Source organism: Pseudomonas sp. 18-147 (genome assembly GCF_051048045.1).
GTDB lineage: Bacteria > Pseudomonadota > Gammaproteobacteria > Pseudomonadales > Pseudomonadaceae > Pseudomonas > Pseudomonas aeruginosa.
This window is the reverse complement of the sequence record NZ_CP182296.1, coordinates 888,602-910,997: the sequence shown is the minus strand read 5'-3', so window position 1 is coordinate 910,997 and position 22,396 is coordinate 888,602. Positions and strand designations below refer to the sequence as shown.

At 65.3% G+C, this 22,396-nt stretch carries 24 protein-coding genes; 4 read left to right on the top strand and 20 right to left on the bottom strand.

Annotation, left to right across the window (positions count from 1 at the left end):
- Positions 1 to 3: 3 nt before the first annotated feature.
- Both eftM and ACM0M4_RS04360 read left to right on the top strand, forming a co-directional pair.
- Positions 4 to 747 (top strand): class I SAM-dependent methyltransferase EftM, encoded by a 744-nt coding sequence (gene eftM, locus ACM0M4_RS04365; RefSeq protein ID WP_003101353.1) that lies wholly within the window; start codon positions 4 to 6, stop codon positions 745 to 747.
- A 236-nt stretch (positions 748 to 983) separates the two neighbouring features.
- Positions 984 to 2,279 (top strand): OprD family porin, encoded by a 1,296-nt coding sequence (locus ACM0M4_RS04360; RefSeq protein WP_003101355.1) that lies wholly within the window; start codon positions 984 to 986, stop codon positions 2,277 to 2,279.
- 42 nt (positions 2,280 to 2,321) lie between these two features.
- Here the strand turns inward: ACM0M4_RS04360 and ACM0M4_RS04355 are convergent, their stop codons facing one another.
- A complete protein-coding gene (locus tag ACM0M4_RS04355) occupies positions 2,322 to 3,965 on the bottom strand; it encodes an acetolactate synthase large subunit (protein WP_283903186.1) in 1,644 nt (547 codons plus the stop codon).
- Positions 3,966 to 4,265: 300 nt separating this feature from the next.
- On the opposite strand from ACM0M4_RS04355, the gene ACM0M4_RS04350 reads away from it, so the two are divergent.
- Both ACM0M4_RS04350 and ACM0M4_RS04345 read left to right on the top strand, forming a co-directional pair.
- The gene (locus ACM0M4_RS04350) at positions 4,266 to 4,985 is read left to right on the top strand and encodes a B3/B4 domain-containing protein (RefSeq protein ID WP_016562283.1); all 720 of its coding nucleotides are present in this window, start codon (positions 4,266 to 4,268) and stop codon (positions 4,983 to 4,985) included.
- A 27-nt stretch (positions 4,986 to 5,012) separates the two neighbouring features.
- The gene (locus ACM0M4_RS04345) at positions 5,013 to 5,651 is read left to right on the top strand and encodes an FMN-binding negative transcriptional regulator (protein WP_003101360.1); all 639 of its coding nucleotides are present in this window, start codon (positions 5,013 to 5,015) and stop codon (positions 5,649 to 5,651) included.
- Positions 5,652 to 5,654: 3 nt separating this feature from the next.
- On the opposite strand, the gene ACM0M4_RS04340 is transcribed toward ACM0M4_RS04345, so the two are convergent.
- The 19 genes from ACM0M4_RS04340 to ACM0M4_RS04250 all read right to left on the bottom strand — a co-directional run bounded on the left by ACM0M4_RS04340 (position 5,655) and on the right by ACM0M4_RS04250 (position 22,395).
- Positions 5,655 to 6,122 carry a VOC family protein gene (locus tag ACM0M4_RS04340; RefSeq protein ID WP_003118992.1) on the bottom strand — a complete coding sequence of 156 codons (468 nt, stop codon included), beginning with the start codon at positions 6,120 to 6,122 and terminating at the stop codon, positions 5,655 to 5,657.
- A gap of 25 nt (positions 6,123 to 6,147) precedes the next feature.
- Positions 6,148 to 7,116, bottom strand: a complete 969-nt coding sequence (locus ACM0M4_RS04335) for a GlxA family transcriptional regulator (protein ID WP_221345498.1) — start codon at positions 7,114 to 7,116, stop codon at positions 6,148 to 6,150.
- A 50-nt stretch (positions 7,117 to 7,166) separates the two neighbouring features.
- Positions 7,167 to 7,391, bottom strand: a complete 225-nt coding sequence (locus ACM0M4_RS04330) for a DUF7364 domain-containing protein (protein WP_010791890.1) — start codon at positions 7,389 to 7,391, stop codon at positions 7,167 to 7,169.
- A gap of 78 nt (positions 7,392 to 7,469) precedes the next feature.
- The gene (locus ACM0M4_RS04325) at positions 7,470 to 7,760 is read right to left on the bottom strand and encodes a hypothetical protein (protein WP_023465148.1); all 291 of its coding nucleotides are present in this window, start codon (positions 7,758 to 7,760) and stop codon (positions 7,470 to 7,472) included.
- On the bottom strand, positions 7,757 to 8,905 hold the full coding sequence (locus tag ACM0M4_RS04320; RefSeq protein WP_221345497.1) for a DUF2793 domain-containing protein: 1,149 nt from the start codon (positions 8,903 to 8,905) through the stop codon (positions 7,757 to 7,759). Before ACM0M4_RS04320 ends, ACM0M4_RS04325 begins: the two co-directional genes overlap by 4 nt.
- Positions 8,902 to 11,112 (bottom strand): bacteriophage protein, encoded by a 2,211-nt coding sequence (locus ACM0M4_RS04315; protein WP_033961512.1) that lies wholly within the window; start codon positions 11,110 to 11,112, stop codon positions 8,902 to 8,904. The genes ACM0M4_RS04320 and ACM0M4_RS04315 overlap by 4 nt, the downstream gene beginning before the upstream one ends.
- Positions 11,099 to 11,329, bottom strand: a complete 231-nt coding sequence (locus ACM0M4_RS04310) for a hypothetical protein (protein WP_078452072.1) — start codon at positions 11,327 to 11,329, stop codon at positions 11,099 to 11,101. The genes ACM0M4_RS04315 and ACM0M4_RS04310 overlap by 14 nt, the downstream gene beginning before the upstream one ends.
- A complete protein-coding gene (locus tag ACM0M4_RS04305) occupies positions 11,326 to 11,556 on the bottom strand; it encodes a hypothetical protein (protein WP_003094285.1) in 231 nt (76 codons plus the stop codon). The genes ACM0M4_RS04310 and ACM0M4_RS04305 overlap by 4 nt, the downstream gene beginning before the upstream one ends.
- Positions 11,557 to 11,565: 9 nt before the next feature.
- Positions 11,566 to 12,384 carry a phage BR0599 family protein gene (locus ACM0M4_RS04300; RefSeq protein ID WP_003156591.1) on the bottom strand — a complete coding sequence of 273 codons (819 nt, stop codon included), beginning with the start codon at positions 12,382 to 12,384 and terminating at the stop codon, positions 11,566 to 11,568.
- On the bottom strand, positions 12,371 to 14,077 hold the full coding sequence (locus tag ACM0M4_RS04295; protein ID WP_015975405.1) for a hypothetical protein: 1,707 nt from the start codon (positions 14,075 to 14,077) through the stop codon (positions 12,371 to 12,373). Before ACM0M4_RS04295 ends, ACM0M4_RS04300 begins: the two co-directional genes overlap by 14 nt.
- Positions 14,078 to 14,079: 2 nt before the next feature.
- On the bottom strand, positions 14,080 to 15,003 hold the full coding sequence (locus ACM0M4_RS04290) for a hypothetical protein (protein WP_044059366.1): 924 nt from the start codon (positions 15,001 to 15,003) through the stop codon (positions 14,080 to 14,082).
- Between the two features lie 2 nt (positions 15,004 to 15,005).
- The gene (locus ACM0M4_RS04285; RefSeq protein ID WP_031636313.1) at positions 15,006 to 15,962 is read right to left on the bottom strand and encodes a hypothetical protein; all 957 of its coding nucleotides are present in this window, start codon (positions 15,960 to 15,962) and stop codon (positions 15,006 to 15,008) included.
- Positions 15,962 to 19,729, bottom strand: coding sequence for a phage tail length tape measure family protein (locus ACM0M4_RS04280; protein ID WP_221345496.1), 3,768 nt, complete (start codon positions 19,727 to 19,729; stop codon positions 15,962 to 15,964). The genes ACM0M4_RS04285 and ACM0M4_RS04280 overlap by 1 nt, the downstream gene beginning before the upstream one ends.
- Before the next feature lie 86 nt (positions 19,730 to 19,815).
- The gene (locus ACM0M4_RS04275; RefSeq protein ID WP_162836281.1) at positions 19,816 to 19,959 is read right to left on the bottom strand and encodes a hypothetical protein; all 144 of its coding nucleotides are present in this window, start codon (positions 19,957 to 19,959) and stop codon (positions 19,816 to 19,818) included.
- Positions 19,956 to 20,462 (bottom strand): DUF6631 family protein, encoded by a 507-nt coding sequence (locus ACM0M4_RS04270; protein ID WP_003152203.1) that lies wholly within the window; start codon positions 20,460 to 20,462, stop codon positions 19,956 to 19,958. The genes ACM0M4_RS04275 and ACM0M4_RS04270 overlap by 4 nt, the downstream gene beginning before the upstream one ends.
- 1 nt (position 20,463) lies before the next feature.
- Positions 20,464 to 21,216 (bottom strand): hypothetical protein, encoded by a 753-nt coding sequence (locus tag ACM0M4_RS04265; protein ID WP_031636315.1) that lies wholly within the window; start codon positions 21,214 to 21,216, stop codon positions 20,464 to 20,466.
- A gap of 3 nt (positions 21,217 to 21,219) precedes the next feature.
- Complete coding sequence (locus ACM0M4_RS04260; RefSeq protein WP_044261896.1) at positions 21,220 to 21,426, bottom strand: DUF7210 family protein; 207 nt, start codon at positions 21,424 to 21,426, stop codon at positions 21,220 to 21,222.
- On the bottom strand, positions 21,423 to 21,878 hold the full coding sequence (locus ACM0M4_RS04255; RefSeq protein ID WP_221345495.1) for a phage tail terminator protein: 456 nt from the start codon (positions 21,876 to 21,878) through the stop codon (positions 21,423 to 21,425). The genes ACM0M4_RS04260 and ACM0M4_RS04255 overlap by 4 nt, the downstream gene beginning before the upstream one ends.
- Position 21,879: 1 nt before the next feature.
- Positions 21,880 to 22,395: a DUF1320 domain-containing protein gene (locus tag ACM0M4_RS04250; protein WP_228477933.1), complete on the bottom strand. Its 516-nt coding sequence runs from the start codon at positions 22,393 to 22,395 to the stop codon at positions 21,880 to 21,882.
- Position 22,396 lies beyond the last annotated feature (1 nt).

The window sequence follows — 22,396 nt, the reverse complement described above, 5'->3', positions numbered from 1 at the left end:
CCCATGTCCGCCACCGCGCTGTACACCGACCTGTCCCACTATTACGACCTGATGTGCGCCGACATCGACTACCAGGCGCAGAGCCACTGCGTGCGTCGCCTGCACCAGTTGTTCGGCAACCAGGGCCGGCGGCACCTGGACCTGGCCTGCGGTACCGGCCCTCACGTGCGGCACTTCCTCGATTTCGGCTATCGCAGCGCCGGCCTGGACATCAACCAGCCGATGCTCGACCTCGCCCGACAGCGCTGTCCCGAAGCGCACTTCAGCCGGCAGGACATGGCCGGCTTCCAGGTGGACGAGCCGCTGGACCTGATCACCTGTTTCCTCTATTCGATCCACTACAACGCAGGGCTGGAGCGCTTGCGCGCATGCCTGGCCAGCGTGCATGGCGCACTGGCGGATGGCGGCGTGTTCTGTTTCAACACGGTGGACAAGGGGCAGATCGACAATCGCGCGTTCGTCCGCCATTCCGTGGAGCATCGAGGCAGCCGCTTCACCTTCGGTTCCGGCTGGTACTACAGCGGCGAGGGCGAGCGCCAGGCGCTGCGCCTCGGTATCGAGAAAACCACGGACGGAACGACCCAGACCTGGGAGGACGAACACCCCATGGTCGCCCTCGGCTTCGCCGAGCTGCAGCACCTGTTGCAGACGCATTTCGAGGTGCAGGTCTTCGAACACGACTACGAACGGATCACGCCCTGGGCCGGCAGCTCCGGGAATGCCCTGTTCGTCTGCGTGAAGCGCTAGCCTCCGGATATCCTGGCGCAAACGTGACGATCAGGCTGGCACGGGCGGGGCAGCGTTTCACAGGGGGCTGCGGAGGATTCTTCGTCGCTTTCGGCACGCTGCGTCCGACCCGCTAGAGGCCTGCCTGGCCGACGATCCGTGCGCGCCTTCTCGGCTAGACCAAGGTCGCAAAGACCCCGCCGGCCATCTGTGACACCTTCGCGCGCTTTTTTACCCCCGCTGTCGAGAGTCACCGCATGTCCTCCCCGTTTTCCCCCCGTTCGCCCCGCACCCTTCGCGGCCTGGGCGCCCTCGCCCTGTGCGGCGGATTCGTCGCCCCGGCCCCTGCCGCCTTCCTCGAGGACGGCAGCGCGCGCCTGGAAGCGCGCACCGTCTACTTCAACCGCGACTTCCGCGACGGCAGCTCGGCCAACCCGCAGGGCGCCTCCAAGCGCGAGGAAGCCGCGCAGGGCTTCATCCTCGACCTGCGCTCGGGCTATACCGAGGGCGCGCTGGGCTTCGGCGTGGATACCCTGGCGATGCTCGGGATCAAGCTCGACTCCAGCCCCGCGGACAGCAACAGCGGCCTGCTGCCTTCCAGCGGCCACGATCCGCGTCGCTCGGTCGACCAGTACGCCAAGGCCGGCGTTGCCGGCAAGATGCGCTTCTCGCAGACACAGTTCAGGTACGGGGCGATGCTGCCGGACATGCCGTTGCTGAAATACAACGACGGACGCCTGCTGCCGACCCTGTTCCACGGCGCCCAGCTGACCAGCGAGGAGATCGCCGGGCTCAGGTTCTCCGCCACCCGCCTGGAGCGCTACACCGCGCGGGACTCCAGCGACGCCCAGGACATCCGCCTGCACTGCAAGAACAAACGCTACGCCTGCGACACCACCGGCAACCGCTTCGACGCCTACCAACTCGACTACCAGGTCAACGACGGCCTGCTGCTGCAATACGCCCAGGGCGGCCTGCGCAACGTCTATCGCCAGCGCTACCTCGGTGCCGTGGGCAAGCGGCAGGTCGGCGCCGGCAAGCTGAGCGCCGACCTGCGCTGGTTCGACAGCGAGGACGCCGGCGCGGCCCGCGCCGGCAAGATCGACAACCGCGCCCTCAGCCTGCTGCTCGCCTACGCCCAGGGCGGCCACACGCTCAGCGCCGGCTGGCAGCGGATGAACGGCGCCAGCTCGATGCCCTACCTCGACGGCAGCAATCCGTACCTGGCCAACTACCTGCAGGTGAACGACTTCGCCAACCCCGAGGAACGCTCCTGGCAACTGCGCTACGACTTCGACCTGCGCAGCGTCGGCGTGCCCGGCCTGAGCTTCATGACCCGCTACGTCAACGGCGACCATATCCGCCTGGCCAACGGCGACGAGGGCAAGGAATGGGAGCGCGACATCGAGCTGAAGTACATCGTGCAGAGCGGCCGCTTCAAGGACCTCAGCCTGCGCCTGCGCAACGCCACCTACCGCACCGACTTCGAGCGCTCGGCGCGCGACGTGGACGAGGTGCGCCTGATCGCCAGCTACAACCTGTCGCTGTTCTGAGCCGTCGCGCCGGAACGCACGCCGGCGCGACGCTCCGGCGGTTCAGACCGCCAGGGCGCGTTCGCGCAGCTCGACGTTGAGGATGCGGTCGTTCTCCGAGTAATCCACCGGGCAATCGATCACATGCACCCCAGGCGTGCCCAGGCAGCGCTCCAGCAGCGGCAGGAAGCCCTCGGCACTGTCGACCCGGTGGCCGTGGGCGCCGTAGGCCTCGGCGTAGTGCACGAAGTCCGGGTTGCCGTAGTCCAGCCCGAAGTCGGCGAAGCCCATGTTCGATTGCTTCCAGCGGATCATCCCGTAGCCGTTGTCGCGCAGGATGATCACCGTCAGGTTCATCTTCAGCCGCACCGCGGTTTCCAGTTCCTGGCTGTTCATCATGAAGCCGCCATCGCCGCACACCGCGACGATCGGCCGGTCCGGGTAGACCAGGTGCGCGGCCATCGCCGAGGGCAGGCCGGCGCCCATGGTGGCGAGGGCGTTGTCCAGCAGCACGGTGTTGGGCATGTGTGCCTTGTAGTTGCGGGCGAACCAGATCTTGTACATGCCGTTGTCCAGGGCGACGATGCCCTGCGACGGCAACGCCCGGCGCACGTCGGCCACCAGGCGCTGCGGATAGAGCGGGAAGCGCGGGTCGTCGGCGCCTTCGGCGACCTGCGCCTCGTTGGCCTCGCGGATCGCCAGCAGGCGGGTGAAGTCCCAGTGCGCGGTATCGTCCAGCGCCTCGCCGATCTGCCAGATGGCGTTGGCGATGTCGCCCACCACTTCGATCTGCGGGAAATACACCGGGTCCACCTCGGCGGAACGGAAGTTCACGTGGATCACCTCGGTACCGCCGCGAACCATGAAGAACGGCGGCTTCTCGATCACGTCGTGGCCGACGTTGACGATCAGGTCGGCCGCCTCCACCGCGCGATGCACGAAGTCGCCGGCGGATAGCGCTGCGTTGCCGAGGAAGCGCGGGTGACGCTCGTCGACCACGCCCTTGCCCATCTGGGTGGTGACGAAGGGAATGCCGGTCTTGTCGATCAGTTGCTTGAGGACCTTGGCGGTCATCTTGCGGTTGGCCCCGGCGCCGATCACCAGGATCGGGCTGCGCGCGGCGCGCAGCTTCTCCACCGCGGCGCAGATCGTCTTGTATTCCGCCAGCGGCCGGCGGCTCAGGCTCGGCGGGATGGGCAGGCTGTCGGTCTGCTCGGCGGCGATGTCCTCCGGCAGCTCCAGGTGCACCGCGCCGGGCTTCTCTTCCTCGGCCAGGCGGAACGCCTCGCGGACCCGCGAGGGAATGTTGTCGGCGGAGGCCAGTTGGTGGGTGTACTTGGTCAGCGGCTGCATCATGCCGACCACGTCGAGGATCTGGAAGCGGCCCTGCTTGGACTTCTTGATCGGCTTCTGCCCGGTGATCATCAGCATCGGCATGCCGCCCAGGTAGGCGTAGGCGCCGGCGGTGACCAGGTTGGTGGCGCCCGGGCCGAGGGTCGACAGGCTGACCCCGGTCTTGCCGGTGAGGCGCCCGTAGGTGGCGGCCATGAAGCCGGCCGATTGTTCGTGGCGGGTGAGCACCAGCCGGATCTGCGACTTGCGCAGGGACTCCAGCAGGTCGAGATTCTCCTCGCCGGGAATTCCGAAGACGTACTGCACGCCCTCGTTTTCCAGGCATTGCACAACCACATCGGCTGCCTTGGCCATCTGCGTTCTACCTCGGGTGGTGGCGGTTCTGACCGCTCGAACACTGCGCCCCTCGCGTCTCGCTGTCCAGCCCCTCCCGGCCGGCGGAAGGCTCTGGCGCCGGCTTCGCCGGCAAGCGAACGCCGCTCCCGCCATTAGCGCAGCTGAACCCGACCACCCGATCATCAGCACAGCTAATAATTCATTCGCTGATTTCATGGTGAGGGCGGAGCCCGGATGGTAAAAATCCACCTACCGCTTTACGCGCCGGCCAAGCCGAATGCCCCGCCCCCTCCATCTCACCGAACCCTGAAGACGACCATGCCCGAGCACGCCCCGATCCTCCCCGTCATCGCCGCCGAGGTGGCCGCCCTCGCCCCCGGTTTCCGCGCCCTGAGCCTCACCGTCGAGGCGGCGCCGATCGTTCGTCCGGAAATCGCCGACCGCGCCGTAGAGCGCGCCTGCCAGGCGCTGGCGCGTGGCGAACCGGACTGGGCCGAGGCGCACCTGGCAGCCTGGGCCGAGGCGTTCCGCCGCTTCGGCGCCAAGCCGCAGCGCACCCCCTGCTCCGCCGAAGCCCTGCGCAAGCGTGCGCTGCGCGACGGTGGGCTGCCGAGCATCGACCCGGTGGTGGACCTGTACAACGCCATCAGCGTGCAATTCGCCATTCCGGTAGGCGGCGAGAACCTCGCCGCCTATGCCGGCACGCCGCGCCTGGTGGTCGCCGACGGCAGCGAGACCTTCGACACCCTGAAGAACGGCGAGGCGGTCGACGAATCCCCCGACCCCGGCGAGGTGGTCTGGCGCGACGACCTCGGCGTCACCTGCCGCCGCTGGAACTGGCGCCAGGGCGTGCGCACCCGCCTGGACGCCAGCGCCCAGCGCATGTGGTTCATCCTCGAGAGCCTGCCGGAAATGCCGCTGGCGGCCCTGCACGAAGCGGGCGGCCTGCTGCTCGACGAATTGCGCCTGATGATGCCCGGCATGCGCGCCGACTCGCACCTGCTGTGCGTGGCGACGGAACCCACCGACAGCGTATAAGGGCCGAGTCCCCGAGGAGAACAGAACATGTACCTGCCTTCGCATTTCGAAGAGTCCGACCCGCAGGCGCTGCACGCGCTGATCCGGGACTATCCGCTGGGCCTGCTGGTCAGCCACGGCGAAGCGGGCCTGGACGCCAACCACCTGCCGTTCGAGCTGAGCCCGGAGAAGGGCGCGCAAGGCACCCTGGAAGCCCATGTCGCGCGCAACAACCCGGTTTGGAGCGAGCTGCGCGACGGCGACGAGGTGCTGGTGGTGTTCCGCGCCGGCGATGCCTACATCTCGCCGCAGTGGTACCCGAGCAAGCAGGAGCACCACCGCCAGGTGCCGACCTGGAACTACCGGGTGGTCCACGCCCACGGCCGGGTGCGGATTCGCGACGACGAACGCTATGTGCGCGGACTGGTGGCGCGCCTGACCCGCACCCACGAGGCGACCCAGGAAACGCCCTGGAAAATGACCGACGGCCCCGCCGACTACATCGACGAGATGCTCCGGCTGATCGTCGGCATCGAAATCGAGATCACCCGCCTGGTCGGCAAGTTCAAGCTCAGCCAGAACAAGGAAGCCCGCGATATCCGCGGCGCCAGCGCAGCGCTGCTGGCGCGCGGCGAACAGGCGATCGGCGCGGCCATGGACGATTGCGCCGCCCGGCGCGACGGCTGAGGTTCAGGCCTCGCCCGGCTGCGGCCGGTGGTGGACGAACTCGACCACCGTGCCGTCCGGCAGCAGCGCATTGAAGCAGGCGCCGGTGGGCGCGCGCGCCGGCCCGAAGATGATCTGCGCGCCGGCAGCCAGCAACCGCCGGTGATAGGGCTCGATGTCGTCCACCAGCAGGGTGCCAGTGGTGCTGCGGAACGGCGCCAGCGCCTCGTCGCTGCCCTCCAGCAGGAGGAAGGCGCCGACCGCGGCGAGTGTCAGGCGTTTCTCGGGAAAGTCGAAGCGCATGTCGTGGGCGACGCCCTGCAGGTCTTCGTAGAAAGCGATGGCCGCATCGATGCTGCCCGGTTCCAGGTAGACACGGATGAACACCCGCGGCTCGGCGAAACCGGACGAGTCGTTGACGCGACGCCAGAGAAAAGGCTGGGACATGGCGCAGGACCTCCGCAGGCCAGGGCGAAAGGTCCGTTCTAGCATGCCGGCCGCGTCCGGCGAAACGCCCTCATTTCGTCGAGCGGACGTTGCCGTAGCGCACTTCTTTCGACGGTGGGTAGCCGTAGAAGGCGGTGTAGCACTTGCTGAAGTGGCTGGGCGAGACGAAGCCGCAGGCGACCAGGACCTCCAGCATGGTCAGGTCGGAATGTTGCAGCAGGCGCCGGCACTCGGTGATCCGCAACTCCAGGTAGTAGCGCACCGGCGTGGTTCCGAGCTGCTGCTGGAACAATCGCTCGATCTGCCGCCGCGAGCGCCCCACGTAGTGGGCGAGCTGCTCCTGGCTGAGCGGTTCCTCGATATTCGCCGCCATCAGGTTGATCACTTCGCGCAGCGGCTCGCTCATCTTCTCGTGCAGGGCGGGGCGCACCCGCCGGTAGCGCGACTCCTCGAAGGCGAGGATATCCACCACCGCCTCCACCAGGTCGCGCCCGTGGCGCCGGGCGATCCACTCCAGCGCCAGGTTGAAGGCGCCGGTGGGGCTGGCCGCGGTCAGGCGGTCGCGGTCGACCATATAGCTGTCGCTGGTCACCTGGCTGTTGCGGGCGATCTCGGCGAGGGCGGCGCGGTGCTCGGGATGGATGCAGCAGCGGTAGCCATCCAGCAGGCCGGCGTCGCCGAGGAACCAGGCACCGTTCCACAGCCCGGCCAGGGCGACGCCGCGCGACGCCACGTCCTGCAACGCTTCCCGCAGCGCGGCGGACGAGCGCAGGGGCGTGCGTAAACCGCCGCAGACCACCAGCAGGTCGAGTCCTTGCAACGCCGCCGAGGCGAGCGCCAGGTCCGGGCAGATCAGCAACCCGAGGTCGCTGGTCACCGGCTCGCCGCTCAGGCTGAAGTTGCTCACCGCGAAGGACTCGCTGCGGATCAGGTTGGCGGTCACCAGGGTGTCCAGCGCCTGGGTGAAGGCCGGCAGGGAAAAGTGTTCGAGCAGCAGGAAGCTGTAGCGCGGCGCGAAATTTGGCGCGGATTTGCGCAATAAATGACGCGCCCTAACCGTTTCGCCAGCGGCAAAAGAATTTCAAAAGATCAGCACAGCACGACGATATCGCCATCGGCTACCCGCTCAGACAGAGCGGTCAGCTTGCCGATGCCCTCCCGCAGGAATCGGCCGAGCTGCTCGATGCATTCGCGCTGGTCCTCGGTGAGGCTGAACTCGGCCTCCATCGCTTCCATCAGATCAAGGCAGCACTGGTTGAGAAACCCCACCTCCAGCAGCTCCGCCCGCAGCCTCCGTCTAAGCACCTCGTCCATACCAACATCCCTATCTACTCCGCACATCAGCTAGGGACCGTAGCAAAAAGGCGACGTTGGTCACAATTATCAAAACGCTTAGGACTGGGGGAGCGGATAGCGCTCTTTGATCGCCTGGACGGCTGCGACCCATGCCGCCAGGTCCGGCTCGGTGCCAGCGGCGATGGCGTCAAACTCGGCCTCCAGGCGCAGCGGGTCGGACTCCGCGCGATAGGCCTGGCGGCGCAGCTCCTGGACCTCGGCCAGCACGTCATCCGGGTGGAACGCCAAGTCGCCGACAGGGACGCCAGCGAGTGCAGCGGCCTCGTCCAGTGTGCCATCCCATTCCGCGAAGAATTCGCCTTTCAGTAGGACTCGTTTCATGGTCATGCGCTTGCTCCGTTGATTGTCAGGATGGGTGCAACGTGGATACCCGGATCGACGAGGCCACCGAACCACGCCGGGCATGCAAACGCGATCTGAGCCCCGGAGGATGCGTAGATGTACGGACACGCGTTGTCATAGCCGTTGTATGACTGCATCGAGAACCGCAGATGCACCCATTGGTTCGCAGGCAGCACCACGCCAGGAGCAGCGACAGCGCCATTGATCCAAAGGCGATGGGTCGTATAAGGCGCCGACGAGATATGAGCCGAGCCGCTTTCGACCCGCAACCACATGACGACCGTCGCCCACGCGCCCGCGTTGAAAACGGTCTTACTGCCGTTGGAGCAGCACAGATACCGCGTAACCCCATCCGCGCCGGCCGAGCCGGTAGTTGTCTGCGATCCCGCTGTCAGCACCGTAATGAAGAACTCGACCCCGTATCGGGACACTGACGTCCACGTCCGGCCCATTGCCGCGAGAAGCGCCTGCACCCGCGCATTGAGCGCCGGCCCCGCCCCGCCGTTCGTGCTGTTGTCGAACACAAACTTGCCCCCATCTGCGAGGGTGGCGCCGTTCCAGCCATTGATGAAGGTGCTTGGAGTCCATGACGTTGTGAACATCGTAGCCAGAGGGTTGGCTGCGGTTCCCGCGAAGCGGCCCATGTCGGGCATCAGGTTCATGAACGGCAGAACGTTGAGCGCCGATTTCGCTGCCGATCCCAGCTCCGTCCAGGCGCCGCTTTCGCGGGCATATGCCTTTCCGTCGCTCGGCGCGTCGGCCATCCCGCCCACCAGTTCCGTCCAGCCACTGGCCCCGAACTCATACGTCTTGACCTGGCCAGCAGGCGTGGCCTCGTTCGCAACCTGAACCCGCCAGCCCAGCTTCGGAGTGAGGTACTCCCAGGTGCCAGCCGTGGCGCCTACCACCCACCATCTGGCAAGGCGGTTCTGGCTGGCACCCGAGCCGGTGACGATATAGACGTCGCCCTCTGCTAGGCCGGAGGTCGGTAATGTGGCGACGCGCCCCTTGGCGATAGGCTGCCGCAGAAAGTCGTCCCACCGGTACATCCGCGTCACTTCGGCATAGTGCCCTTCACCGGGCAGCCCGTTCATTAGCAGGCCGGTATTCGGTCCCATATAAAGAGTCATTGTGCTACGCCTCCAAGTTCCTCGCCGAGGCGGAAGCCAAGGCCGTGTCGTTCGATTGTGATGTCGTGTTGCTGCCAGCTCTGCAGACCGTCGCGAACGCTGAACAGCACGATGCGCAGCACCGGCAGCAGCCCATGCGCCATGTCGTCCTCGAGCGGGTAGGTCCAGGTCGTGCCGGTCAGGCCGGTGTACGACTTCTTCAGGCTGGTACCGCTGTAGATGCTCAGCGTGTAGGTCGTGCCAGCTTCCAGCGAAATGCTGCTGGCAGAAGAGTCCACCAATTGGTCGGCCTGCAGCAGCCGGTTGCGGTGCGCCCAAGACACGGTCAGCACACCGTAGGTCTTCGTCGGATACGCAACACCGCACACAAGCACGCGGCCAGGCGCATAGGGTCGCGCCTGGCGCTGGTTCATTCGCAGCGAGTCGACCGGCGCAAGGTTCTCTGCGAGCGTCGCCGAGCTGGTACGGCTCAGCAGCTTCACGTTCACTGTCTCGCCGGTCACGTACTCACGCGTGTCCTCGGCCACCCAGCCTTCATAGAACCAGATCAACGCGCCGGCATCATGCGGCGCTGGCACCGTATCGACACATCCCCGCGCGAGCACCGCGGTGCCGGCCGCGGCGTTGATCGCGTCGACGCGGAAGATCTCGTCATCGATCATCGCGGCTGAGCCCACCTCGACGAGGTCAAGGTCAACCCCTTGGACAAGCGTGATGCTGACGCTGGTCAGGCCTCGGCCGATATCTGCTGAGATCGTCGCGACCGGGCAGAAGTCGCCGGACGTCCGCTCTTCGAATGGTGCAGACCCCACGCGGCTGAGCAGCGCGTAGTTCATCTGCAGGCCGGACGGCCGCATGCCCAGCGCCGCGAGGATGCCTGTCTCTGGCTGCAGCTGCGCCAGATCCGCATCGCTCAGTGCCGCCGCGAGGTCGCGGTACGGCGCCTCGATGAGCCGGCGGGTCGCAATGACCCGCGGGGTGCGGTCGGGTGGGGTCCAGTTCGGCGGCTGTACTGCGGACGTCCCGGCTGCCGGCAGTCCGAACACGTCTTCCAGCGCGGTGATTGCGATGGTGCCCTTCGTGAGGGTGCCGTAGTCGATCTTTCCGGCGCGTAGGACGATCAGTTCGATCCCGCGCTTCCGGCTGCGAACGCAGAACACGTCGCCAGGGTTCAGCGCATAGGCGCGCCGATCGAGCCGCACCTGGAGCTTGCGGATAGCCGACGTCGACACGTTGCAGTCGCGCGCCGCCACCCTGCCGGCCAACTCGCCGGTCGGTAGGCCCGGATACTCCTTCGTCGTCGTTATCACGCCGCCGGCCGCGCGGATCGCGCCGGCATTCTTCGCACGGGCACGCCGGTCGGTGTTTGTGATGGGGTCATGCCAGACGACAACGAACTGGTTCGCCGTGCCGTCGAGCGATGTGATGCTGTCTTCGTCGATCCCGAGCAGCCCGCTGTCCTCATCGAATACGGGCAGCGTCGCGACGTCGTAGTCGTCACGGATCAGCCGCAGCGTCCAGAGTCCGGTCGAGCGGGAAAGGAACTGAGTGGCGCCAATGTGATCGAGGACGGTCTGCTCGAAGTTGTCCAACTCGTCTGCCACGCGAAACTTGAGGCACAGACCAAAGCCCTCGGCGAACAACGTATCTGCGGCCTTGCGATATGACGCCTGGTCCAGCAGGCCGCGATCCTTGCCACGGCCCCAGTCGCGGTTGGTCTGGCACTCGAACAAGATGTGAGCGGGGTTCATCGCCTTCACCTGGTCGCCGGCCAGGCTGATCACTGCTTTCTCGGGATACCAGGTTCCACCGTCCCATCCGTTGAGCGCTCGTCGCCACCGGCTCATCCAGGCTTTCGGGTACTTGTTCATCGCGCAGAGCTGCCCGTCGAAGAAAGCAGTGGTGACCCCGCGGAACGCAGGTACCAGGCCGCCCACCATCGCCGCCAGTCGAGGATTCACCGGTTGGTCCGGGGCGCCGAACATGACGTCCAGCGGCCCAACGATGCCGCCCTCGGCCTTGTCTCCCCCGAACAATTCGCCGGCATTGATCTGGATGGTCTGGTTGCTCTTGACCGATCCTTTCCATGCAGTGCGATCACCTGCCTTGATCTCGACCAGCTCATCCAACGGCCCCCTGGCAAAACCCATGAGAATACCCATGAGGTAGCGAAAGCCGACAGTTTGCGCTTTGCTACGGCCGCCCATTGCTCGCCTCCGCACGTGCGTGGCTGACCAGGCGCAGGGCCAGCTCGTCACCGGTAGCCTCAAGCACCGATGCCGGCATTCCCTCGGCAACGAACCGGTGCCAGTCCAAGCCATGGGCATTGAACCAGGCGCGCGCACCGGATACGCAGTAACCCGGCCGGCTGGTCAGCCCCGGTACACTGCGCAGATGCGCTGTTGTGATGATCAGATCCGTCACTTCTTCGACCCCTTCGATTTGACTGCCTGCATCCGCTCGTGACCGGTCCCGAGGACGATCCAGTCCTCGATCCACACATCGCCGAAGATCACGTAGTGGCCGGTGCCGTCCTCGGTCTGCGGAAGATCTTCGGAAGTCAGCGCCTCCGGTTTCGGCTTCGGCGCTTTCGCAGAAGTAGCGCTGCTGATCAGATACGACGCGACCAGAATCGCGATTTGCACCCACATGGATGACTCCTACCACCAAGGGTCGCCGTCGAACGGCGACTTGCCCGGAAGGAATGGCACTGCACCGCAGTTCGGCGTGTTGTCGAACTTGTCGTTGCAGGTCTGAATGAGCTGATCACATCCGGGGAACGCGACAGCCCGAGTACCAGGAGCCAACAGCGAGGTGCCGCCCACAAGGACCAGGCGGTTGCCCGTGTGTTGCTCGATGCCGCGCTGCTCAATCACTCCCTGACCGCTGTCCCATTCGACGTAGCCGCCGCGGAACCAGGCGTTGGGGTATCCGCCAATCGCGTTGCCTGCACCTGTCACGCTGTTGCCGTCACGCAACTCGACGGTGAACGGTACGCCGTACGGTTCTCGGTCTACCCGGCAGTTGTTATCGAACACCGTGTAAGGGCACTCACGTCCCCATGCGAGGCTGATCGATGTGCGTGGTTCGGTGCCGAGCAGCCGGCATTTGATCTGCACCCGGCTGTCGGCCGGCCAGTTCACCTCGTCGATCCTGCCCATCCACACCACAAGCCCCTGGGGCTCGTTCCAGTGGATGTCCCAGACGGTCAGTGTTGGAGCCTTCGACGGCCGAGCGCCACGGTACAGCTGCGCAACCTCCAGGTCGCTCGGGCCAGTAACAGTCATGATGTCGGCACTGGCCTGGCCGGTCATGCGCCGTCCATCGTCGCTCACCGGCCGCGCGCGAAAGGTCATGTTGTTGAACTCGATGTCTCGATTCGCTGTTGTGTAGGTCCAGCGGATCGGGCCGAGGCGGAAGTCGTACAAGCTAATCGCCTGGCCATCGGCGACCGACCGCTCGCGATCACTGAAGCTCATCGCGTACTCCTCGGAACACCGTGCTGGCTGTGCTGATGCCGTCGGTGTCGGTTTCGTGGGTGATCTGCACGCTGTCGCTGTCCTGCCGGCAAAGTGTCATGAATGAGATGCGTGCGACGTCGCTCGGCCGGACAACGGTGCCCAGCGCGCTGTCGATCGCCAAGCGCTCGACGTCGACGTTCAGCTCGCTGACGTCGAGGATGCGGCGGTGGAAGACCTGCCCGCCGAACAGCTCAATGCGGATATCGCGCCGGCCGGGAGCATCAGCCCTGAAGAACCGCGCCAGCCCAACCAGCTCGACATCGAGGACGGAGCTGGTCGCAGCCACTGTGTCGACCAGCACCAGGTCGGCGGCATGGGTCGGAATCCAGATCGCTTTCTGCCGGCCACGCAGGGCGTACAGCAGGCTGCGCAGCGCCGCATGCTCCTCGCGGCCGGAGGTCTGCCAACGGAAGCCGTGCACCGGGAAGCCAACCCCCGCCTGGTCGGCAAATTGCGGCAGCCCGGTTTCGTTATCCAGGACATCGAGCAGCCGCTGGTACGACAGGGACAAGTCTTCGGACTCCTCGGGCCGCTGCCCGAGCACCGGCCAGCCCCGGTATGTTGTCGAGGGCATGACCTCCGGCCAATCGCTGCTGTCCATCACGAGGAACCGCGCCTGCGCGCTGTAGAGGGTGTCGGTCAGACGGGTCAGCGCCGGTTGTTCCGTCAACTGGGCGGTGCGAATGGGGTACAAGCGGGAGCCGGCCGGCCAGCGCCGCTGCACCGGGCGCGCCAGTTGAATCGCCGACGCGGTCAGATCCTGAATCTCGACCACCTCGTATTCGAACGCTGACTCACCGCGCAGCAGCGCAAGGCCCCCAGCACGAAAATCCCGCCAGCGGGTATCGCACTCGACCGTTTGTGCGCCGGCCGCGGTGACGCTTGCCAGCAGCTGGATGTCCGGCCACACCGGCAGCGCCCAGATCCGCCCGCCCCAGCCTGCAAGGCTGAGGTCGAGGAGCACGCGCTCGCGCCCCTCTGCGTAGAACTCGGCTTCGAATGAACGCCGGGGTGACAGGCGCAGCGATCGCCGTTGCTCGACTCCCGACGTGCTGGTCAGCAGCTCGGTCAACCACTCCAGTGACTCCTGCACGCCATCAGCCCAGTCCGGCGCAAACGGCCACGCGGTGATCCGGTTTCCGGTAATGACTAAGATCAACGGCTGTTCGTCCTGCAGTTGCCAGACGATGCGCGCGTCCACTACCGGCGGTCCATCCGTCGACACGGCCACAGTCCAGATGCGCTCCTGCAGCGCCGCGAACGGCAACGGCGGCGACGGCTGGCCGGCCAGGCTGATGCCATCGGCGTCCTCGCGATCGATCTGCGACAGGGTGCGGGGCGTGAAGTGGGCGTTCCAAACTGAGACGGGACGTTCCTGCACGCTCACGACGTTCCCCAGATCCAATCGGCCAGGAATCAGCCAGATGCGGTTGTAGAAGTTCTCGACCAGGTCGGACTGGTGAACTGCCGAGTACGCCGAGTGAATGACGTCAACCGGCTGGTGTGCCGCATAGCTGCCAGCCAAGGTCGAGGCGCTGGCCGAGCCCAGGGTGATGTCCTGGTTCAAGCCCAGAGCGGAGATGTTCGGGGTGATGCCGGCAACGACCGCTTCGACCGGCCGAGGTACTTGAAATCCGGGGAAGGTCGCCATTTCTACTCGACCACCCGGAATGCATAGCCGACCAGCGCGCTGGTGTTGCCGAAATCGTTTGCTGTTCCGCGCTGCAGCAAAGGGAAGACGCGCCAGGTGTCGGTTCCGATCGTGATCGAGTCCCCAGGCGCGAGGAAGTCCATCCGGCACAGACCGAAATCAGGCGCTTCGCCGATGTACCTCGAACGCTGCTGAGCGCCGAACGCATAAATTGCACACGGCACAACGTTGGTCGAGCTGTTCAGCTCGTTGGCGCTCGCGTCGATCAGCCCAACGTCGGGGTGATACTGACTGCTGTAGTTTCCGCGACCCGGACCAACGACGCGTCGCGAGACGTTCGTTGTGTAGTCGAACGGCAGCCACTCCGGCGAAGGGCCGCCGTCAAGGCTGTCCAGCCGCAGCACGCTGCCGCCGCCACTGTACCGAATGTGATAGCCATCGAAGGGGTGCGACGACCAATTGTTTGTCAGCGCTTGGCCAGGGCTGTAGATGAACGAGCCGCAAACATACTGACCGCCTGTATAGGCGACGCCACGCTTGTTCAGGGCGCCGATCATCACTGGACGGAACTGACCGGCAGCGATTTCGACGTGAAGGTGCAGATAGGCAGCGGTGGCGAACAGGTGATAGCGCGTGAATGGCCCGGCGCTGAGCTGCGCTATGGTTGCTTCTTTCGACGAATACGGGTTGTTCTGCACCGAGCTGCCCGGCTGCGCGTTCCACGCCAGGCCGTTATCGAACCCCGTATTGCCGGCGAGCTGCCATTGATTGGAACCGGCGTTGAATGACCAGTAGCCGTCGGCGTTGTGACAAAGCCATTCCGATGCCGAGGCGCGGTCGGTGACCCAGCCGAGGGTTTCAGCGTGGGTGCGGAGCTTGCCCAGCAGATCCGACGGGTTGTTCGCTGTTCCGGTGAAGTAGGCCATGTTCAGTCCGCCCTAATTGCAAAGAGCCAGGGATTGCCAGACCGCCACGCCGTCTGGAAAACAACGTGATCGACTCCGTTCTCGGTGATGACGTCTTCGGCGCCGGAGTTGAGCGTCGGGACGTACCAGGCGCCGTCGAAGTCGCCCAAGTACCTCCTGCCTTCAGTTTCGCGGGTCACGAGGCTCAACGCCTTGAGGGGGAACTTCCCGAACGAATCCCGCAGCTGATTGACAACGGCTTCACTGCTGCCCGCATAACGGCCGCAGCCCAGCGGGAGGAGCGTCCGATTGCTGTAGTCAGATTCGTTGGCTGACCCACCTGCGACAGTGAAACCGAGCCAGCGCCCGGCGGGATCGCGGAGATAGCAGCTGCGCTCGTAGGGGCTGCTGATGCCCCGGTGCCGGTCGCTAACGTCGGACCAGCGGGTTGCAACGTCGCCACGGTAGGAGCCCACGACAGCCAGTGGATACGGGAACTGCGACGGCGGACAGGGTGGCAGGATGAAGCCCGCGCCGGCCGACTCGTAAATCGTGCTGACCTTGACGACCAGCCAGAACCTGCGGCCGTTGGCGAAGAACCAGTAAGGCATCGGCTGGTTCCATGCCAGCAGTTGCACCCGCGGGCTGTAGTTGACGAAGGCTGTCCAGAAATCGCCACCGGGCGGGATCGCCCCAGCATTGAACGCCGTGCCGCCCATCAGGCGCAGGTTGTAGTAGTCCAGGGCGGTATCGCCGTAGCTCTGAATCCCCATGTAGATGGCGTCGGTGCCGCCCAGGCCAGGGGCGCGCAGAGTCACCTGGCGTACGGCTATAGCCGTGCCGGACGCGGGGATGGTGTTGTCGAAAACCATCTCGTAGGCCTGCCCAGCCGCGACCAGGTCTGGGTTCGCGGTGAGGAACTGGACGAGGCGCTCGACCAGGTTCTGGTGGTTCGTGGCTGTGCCGAATTCGGTGGCCATCAGTTGATTCCCAGTAGTTGACGGAATTTCTGCGGGTCGCGGCTGATGTGCAGAACCATTGCTTCGTCGCCGTAACGACCCGCCATCACATCACCGATGCGGCTGGGGTCGTCGACCAAGTAGAAGTTCTGGTTGTTCTTCAGCGTCGCGCTGAGATTCTTTGCGGGCTCTTGTAGACGCGAAGCAGCCAGGCCCGGAGCAGGCATGGCCGGAGCAGGAGTCCCCATCAGGCCGCCCGTAGCGTGGCGGACCGGGTTCGCCCAGGCGCCGAGGGCAGCCATGCCATACCGGTTGAACTGCTCCAGAAACGCGAGTGCGCCGGGCTGCCTCACCACGGCGGCACGGGTCATGAACTCGTCGTTGGAGGCCAGGATCGGGATGCTGTCGCTGGTGCCGGTGCCTGGTCCTTGGATACGGCCGCCATCGGCAAAGCCACCTCCGAAATACGCACTGGCGGCACTCATGCCCAGTTGCAACCAGCCACCCCCACCGCCAGTGCCGCCAGCAGCACCGCCACCGAATAGGCTGCTGAACAGGTTGCCGAACAAACTGGCACCCTGACCAAACACTCCAGCCAGCGCGCTCGCCAGGGTGCCACCGCCCGACGTGGTTGCTTCGCTGATTGCGCTACCCATTGCGGCTGCGCCTTCGGTCGACGCGGCAGCAATAGCAGCCGCTGGACCGGCTTGTCCGGCTGCAGAGGCTGCGCCGCCCACTACCTGGCCACCGTTCGCTGCCGCTAGCGATGCGGCTGCAGCCTGAATCGCCGCGGCGCCGGTCACGAGAGTGCCTCCCGCGGTTGCCAGGGCGCCGGCCGATGCCGAGACCGCCGAGGCACCTACGGCCAGGTCTTTGCTACCAGCGTCTTTGGTCTCGCCGAGTCCGAAGCTACTGAGCAGCGATGCCCCGAGCTGCCTGGTCGCCATACGAGCGGAGTCGGCCGCGAGCGTACGGAGAAAGTCATCCAGGCTGGCCTTACCCGTTGTTACGGCGGAAACGACGCTGTTCTCCAGGCCCGACATCGCGTTGCTGAACAGGTCGTAGGTCTGGCCCGCGACGTTCCTGGCCGAGTCGAGATAGTCGGCGAACGCCGAGCGGGCACCGTTGGTCCAGTCTGCCTGCGCGACCTGCAAGGCCACGTAGTTGCGTTGCAACTGCTCGGTCATCGCCACGTGGTTCGCCTGCAGCTTCTGCAGCTTGTCGTTGTACTCGTCGAGGCTCATGCCACGCGAGCCGTCGCCATACTGGCTGGCAAGATCCAATCTCTGCTGGGTGAAGCGATCGTCGAGGTTGCCGCGCTGCTCGAACAGCCTGCGCTGTTGCGCCCCCATCCCAACGGCGGCCGCAGCCCGCTCCCCCTGCAGCGCGAGAGCATCTTGCTGCTGCTGCAACGCGTCGGCGTAAGCCTTCACCGCCTGGGCCTGCTTCTTGAGGCGGCCTTGCTCGTTGACTTGGAGTATCTCCAGGTCCGCGTCGGATTTCTTCTGTGCCTTCACCATGTTGCTGCGGGCGTCGGCGATCTTCTGATCTAGGCTGATGCGCTGTGCGGCAGTGGTAGTGCTCTTGCTGCGCAGCGCCTCCAGCGCCTGGATCTCCGCTTGGTAGGCTGCGGTGACCTGGTCCTTGTTTTGGCGGATCAGTTCGCTGCGGCGGGCGACATAGTCGGCGTAGGAGAGCAGCCCAGCCCGCTGCTGCGCCTGCAAGCTCTGCTCAGCGTTCCTGTAGTCGGCCTGCAGCTGGTCCAACTGGTTCTTCGCTTCGGTGACGGTGGACTGATCGAGTGGAGTACTCGGCCCCTTCGGGGTCTTCGGGTCTTTGTACTTCTCGTCGATGGCTCGCCGAGCAGCAGCGATGTTCTCCGGGCGCAGCCGCTCGTCTTCCGGGTTCGTGGCTTGAATCGCGGCGATGCTCCGGTCCAGCTCCCTGTTGAGCTTGTCGCGCTTTTCCTTGTTGGTGCGCACCGACTCCAGCAGCTTGTCCATGCTCTGCTGGCCGCGTATTGCCTCGTCCTCCAGGTAGCGGTCCAGTCGCGCCTTCTGCGCCTTCTCGCCCTCGTCCTGGATTTCCTGGAGGGCATCGGTGAATTGCTTCCCGCGCTCGTCGTCCGACATCGAGCTGCGCTGATACGCCTTGCGCAGCTCGTTGAACCAGCCCAACGGGCCAAAGACCGCCCCGCTGGCCACAGCGCGACCAGGCTGGAAGGCCTGCCCCTTGGTCAGCTGCTCCAGCCGTTCCTCGGGCGTCTCCGTCCGGCCCACGCCGAGCATCTCATCCCAGGCGCCTTTGGCAACGCCAGCGACGGTCTTCCAGGCGCGCTCCATCGTGCCCAGGTTCTCAACGATCTGACTGGCCCGCTCATCCATCGCCTGGCCGTACGCATCCATGGCGAGCTGGGCGGCGCCCAACGTGTCCCCTTGCTGGTTCAGGGCGGTGATCTGCTCGTACACCGAGGCAGTCAGGTAGTGGTACTTCTCGTTGAGCTGTTGCGACGCCCTGACCGGGTCTTCGGCCAGCTTGGAGAACTCGGCCACCGTTTCGGAAACGGCCTTGCCAGTGGCGTCTTGCATGGCGATGGCGGTGCTGGCTACCAGCTCGATCTGATCGACCGTGAACTTGCCGGTGGAGGTGATCTCCGACAATACGGCCACGGCCTCATACTGGGTGCCGTTCGCCTTCGCGATCGCAGCGGCCATCGCGGATAGCTGGCCAGCGCTGGTTCCGGCGTAGTTGCCGGTCAGGATGATGGCCTTGTTCAACTCGGTCGCTTCCGAGCGGCCTTTCTCGTAGGCAGCGGCCAGTGCCACGCCGGCAGCAGCGGCTGCGACGCCAACGATCGCAAAGGCGCTGCCGGCCCCGCTAAGGCCGGTCATCGCGGTCCTGGCGTTGTTGGCCGATACTGCTGCTGCGTCTGCCCCGCGGGCGATCTCACCCAGTCCTTCGCTGGCCGTGCTCGCGACCCCGAAGAAGGACTTGATCTTGTCACCCAGCGCCTGGAAGGTCGCGCCCACACCGCCGAAGCTGTCCTTGATCTGCCCACCTTGCTGAATGGCGACCAGCCAGATCGGCATGCCGCTGGCCAGGCTGGTGACGACGTCGGTGATCTGCGCGGGCAACTGCCGCATGGCCTGGCGGTACTGGCCAGCAGATATCCCGGCCACAGCCATGGCATCGGACGTGCCAAGCAGGCGTTCACGCTGCTCCTGGAGCTTGGCGTTGTAGGTGGTGAAGCCCTCGGGATCGATCAACCGGGCGCTTCTGGCCTGGCCCAGGCGTCTTTCCAGGTTGTCGAGCTTCTCCAGTTCACGTGTAACCGGATCGATTGCGCCCAGCAGCTTGGCCAGCTCCGCCTGCTGCTTGTCGAACTCGGCCGATGCCTTGGCGGCGGCTTCGGCGGCTCGCTGCTCGGTTGCGATCTGCTGCTGCCTGGCACGCTCGGCGTTGTGGTAGGCGTTCATCGACGCCGATTGGGCGCGGGCGCTCTCCTGCCAACCGGCAGTTGCGGCGCGGGTTGAGGTGTTGAGCTTGTCGGAACTGCTAGCCAGGGCGTCGAACGCGGCCTGCTGCTGAAGGCTGGCCGCCACCATGGCCTTGAGCCGTGCCGCCTGTTGATCGGCGCTCTCGCCGATCGCACTCAGCTGACTGCTGGTGGCGGTGGCACTGGTACCGATCTGCTCGACCTGGCTGTTGATGTTGTCCAGGGCCTGGGCGCCCTGATTCCCGTCAGCGCGGATGCGTAGTGCCAGATCAAGTTCTTTGCCCGTTGCCATGTCGAGTCACGTCAGAAAGGAGTGGCTCGCATGGTTACGCGCGCGCGCGAACGGGTCTTTGTGGCAAGCAAAAAAAACGCCCCGAACTAAGTCCGAAGCGTCTTGAGGTGCTCTTTGGCGTCGTTGCCCCCGGCCAACGCCAGGTTGGTGTCGATGACCTGGTTAGCCCGGTGGTGGGACAGTCGCCGCTGCTCGGCGTCGTAGAGCAGCAGGATCTGCCGCTCGGTCATTCGACCGATGGTGGCTGGGGTTCCGTATCCTCCGGCGATGAGGCAGGCATAGATGTCTGCCCAGCGGCCTTCCTGGCCTCTTCGGCGCCCCGTTCGGTTTGAATTCGGTCCACCACCGCCCCGATAAAGAAAGGGCCATTCACCAGCCACCAGACGTACAGCAGGAAGTTTCCATCCCGGTGCGGCAAGCCTTTCACCCATTCTTCGTCGACGTCGGCCGCCACTGCCATCAGGTGCGGGATGAGATCCGAGTGCTGGCCGAGCACCACCAGGATCTGTTCCAGGTCGGGAAGCACAGGCCCTTGGCTGATGGCATACAGGTCATCGAGCAACGGCTGGATCATGGGGCGTAGCCGCAGCCCCTCGACGAATCCGTACTCGCGCACGGTCAGTGTGCGGCCGGCGACCTCGATCTCGCGTTCGGGGTGCAGGATCTGCAGATCATCTGCCCCTTGCGCAGCAGCGGGGCCGGGCTTGGCCTTACGTTCTACCTTGCGCCCCATGTCAGGCGCCCTTCTGCACGATGCGACCGAAACCGCCCAAGTTGGCGTCGGCAGCGTTCAAGGTGTCGTACAGCACGCTGCCCGTGAGCTGGAAGTTGCCGTACTCGTCGTTGATGAGTGCCAGGTCACCGACCGGGTCGAACTTGCAGCGGTACAGGGTCACGATCACCGGTTCCTGATTCTCGGTGTTGATGCCGTCCAGCAGGATGTAGCGTTCCGGCGGTGGTGAGGTGAACATGGTGTACCCGGTAGCGACCTCGGAGGCATACGCGGCCTTGAACGGCTGGGTCTTGCCGGTGACATTCAGCAGCTCGATCAAGCCAGCCGTTGGCGACTCGATACGGTAGTCCGTACCCAAGGCCAGTTCCGCAGGCGTGGTAGCACTGTCAGTGAGGACCACCGAGGAGACGAACTGACGGTCCAGCTTCACGAAGTCGCCGGCTTTCAGATCGCCCTCGAGGACTTCACCGGTCACCGTGTCGGCGGGCAGCTCGATCTGCGAGGCCCAGATCGCCGCAGCGATGTTCTTCGGCAGCCACTCGTCGTAGGTGATGTTGACGGTGGCGGTCTTGCCGCGCTGCAAGCGGCCATATTGCAGGCGGTTGCCCGAGAACGACTCCGTTGTATTGGTGCTTTCGGTGGCCATCTGCAGGGTCAAGACCGGTACGTTTCCGGCCCACACAGGGCGGCTCAGCTTGCCGTTGGGCAGGCGCTCGCCGGCCCAGACCCGACCCTGGAAGGAAAACAGCGACATGATTTACTCCTTGGCGGCGGTGGCCGCGTCCTGGGTTTCGACCGAGATCTTCTGGTGCTGTACCAGGAAAGCCTTGTCGAGGGCGTTGACGTAGATTTCGGCGCCGGCCGGGTATTTCGTGCCAGCGTGCGTGTGATGAGCGGTGAGTGTCACCTTCTCCTCCTTCGGCACTGGGACGGCGGCGTCCTGTTTCTTGACGGGTGTGCTCATGAGGTTCTCCCGATGGCGTGTTGGGTCTGATAGAGGTCGGTCCAGATCAAAACGGACGTGTCGTAGTCCACGGGTTGCCCCTGGATGAGTTGGCAGTCACGGGCTCCCGCCAGACCAGGCGGCACCCAGCCGATCAGGGCATCCCGCACCTGTCCCAGTACCGGGCGCAGATCGTCCATCGCGTTCTTGCCCTTGTTGTCCCGGTAGTTGCGGGTTGCGACCACAACACCGAATCGCACCTGGACCATCTGCCGGGTCGCTGCGCCGGCCGCTCCAGACGAGCGCGGCATCGGCGTTTCCTCGGCGAGGATCACGTAGGCGGTCGGTGTCCGGAAATCGCGGACCGCCTTGATGGCAGCAAAGTCCGCCGCACCGCCGACACTCTCCAAGACAGCTACCTGATCCTTCAGGCGCTCGATGATCAGGTTGTGATCGAATGGAGCGCTGGACATGTCAGAAGTCCTTCAACTGATCGAGGCTGAAAGTTCGGCCCGGAGTCACCACCTGGGGAGCCCCGCTGGTGGAGTTGGCCACCGGGTCGTCCTGCCCCAGGGAGAACTTGCCCTCGGCAGTGAGCTGCAGAAATTTCAGGGCGTCCCGGTAGTCCCGAACGATCGGGTCTTTCTCCGCGCCTTCACCCAACCGGTCCTTATGCAACAGGTAGCGCGTGATCGCCCGGTGCCAGCCGACCACGATGCCAAAGCGCTGTTGCAGCGGCAGGTAACCACGTTGCTGCAGGAAACCGTCGATGAAGGACTGGGCATCGCTCACCGCACTGTCGATGACCTCTACAGCAGCGTTGCCGACCTCGATCTCCTCCGGCGTCCACTGGTCCACCGGCAAGCCGCGCAGCAAGGCATCGAGCAGCTCGGTCTGGACCGCGCGGTACTGCTGAGGCGTCGCGGCCTGGGACAATTCTTCCGGCCCAGGCCGTTCGGCCAGCTCCGGCAACGTGATGTACACAGCCACC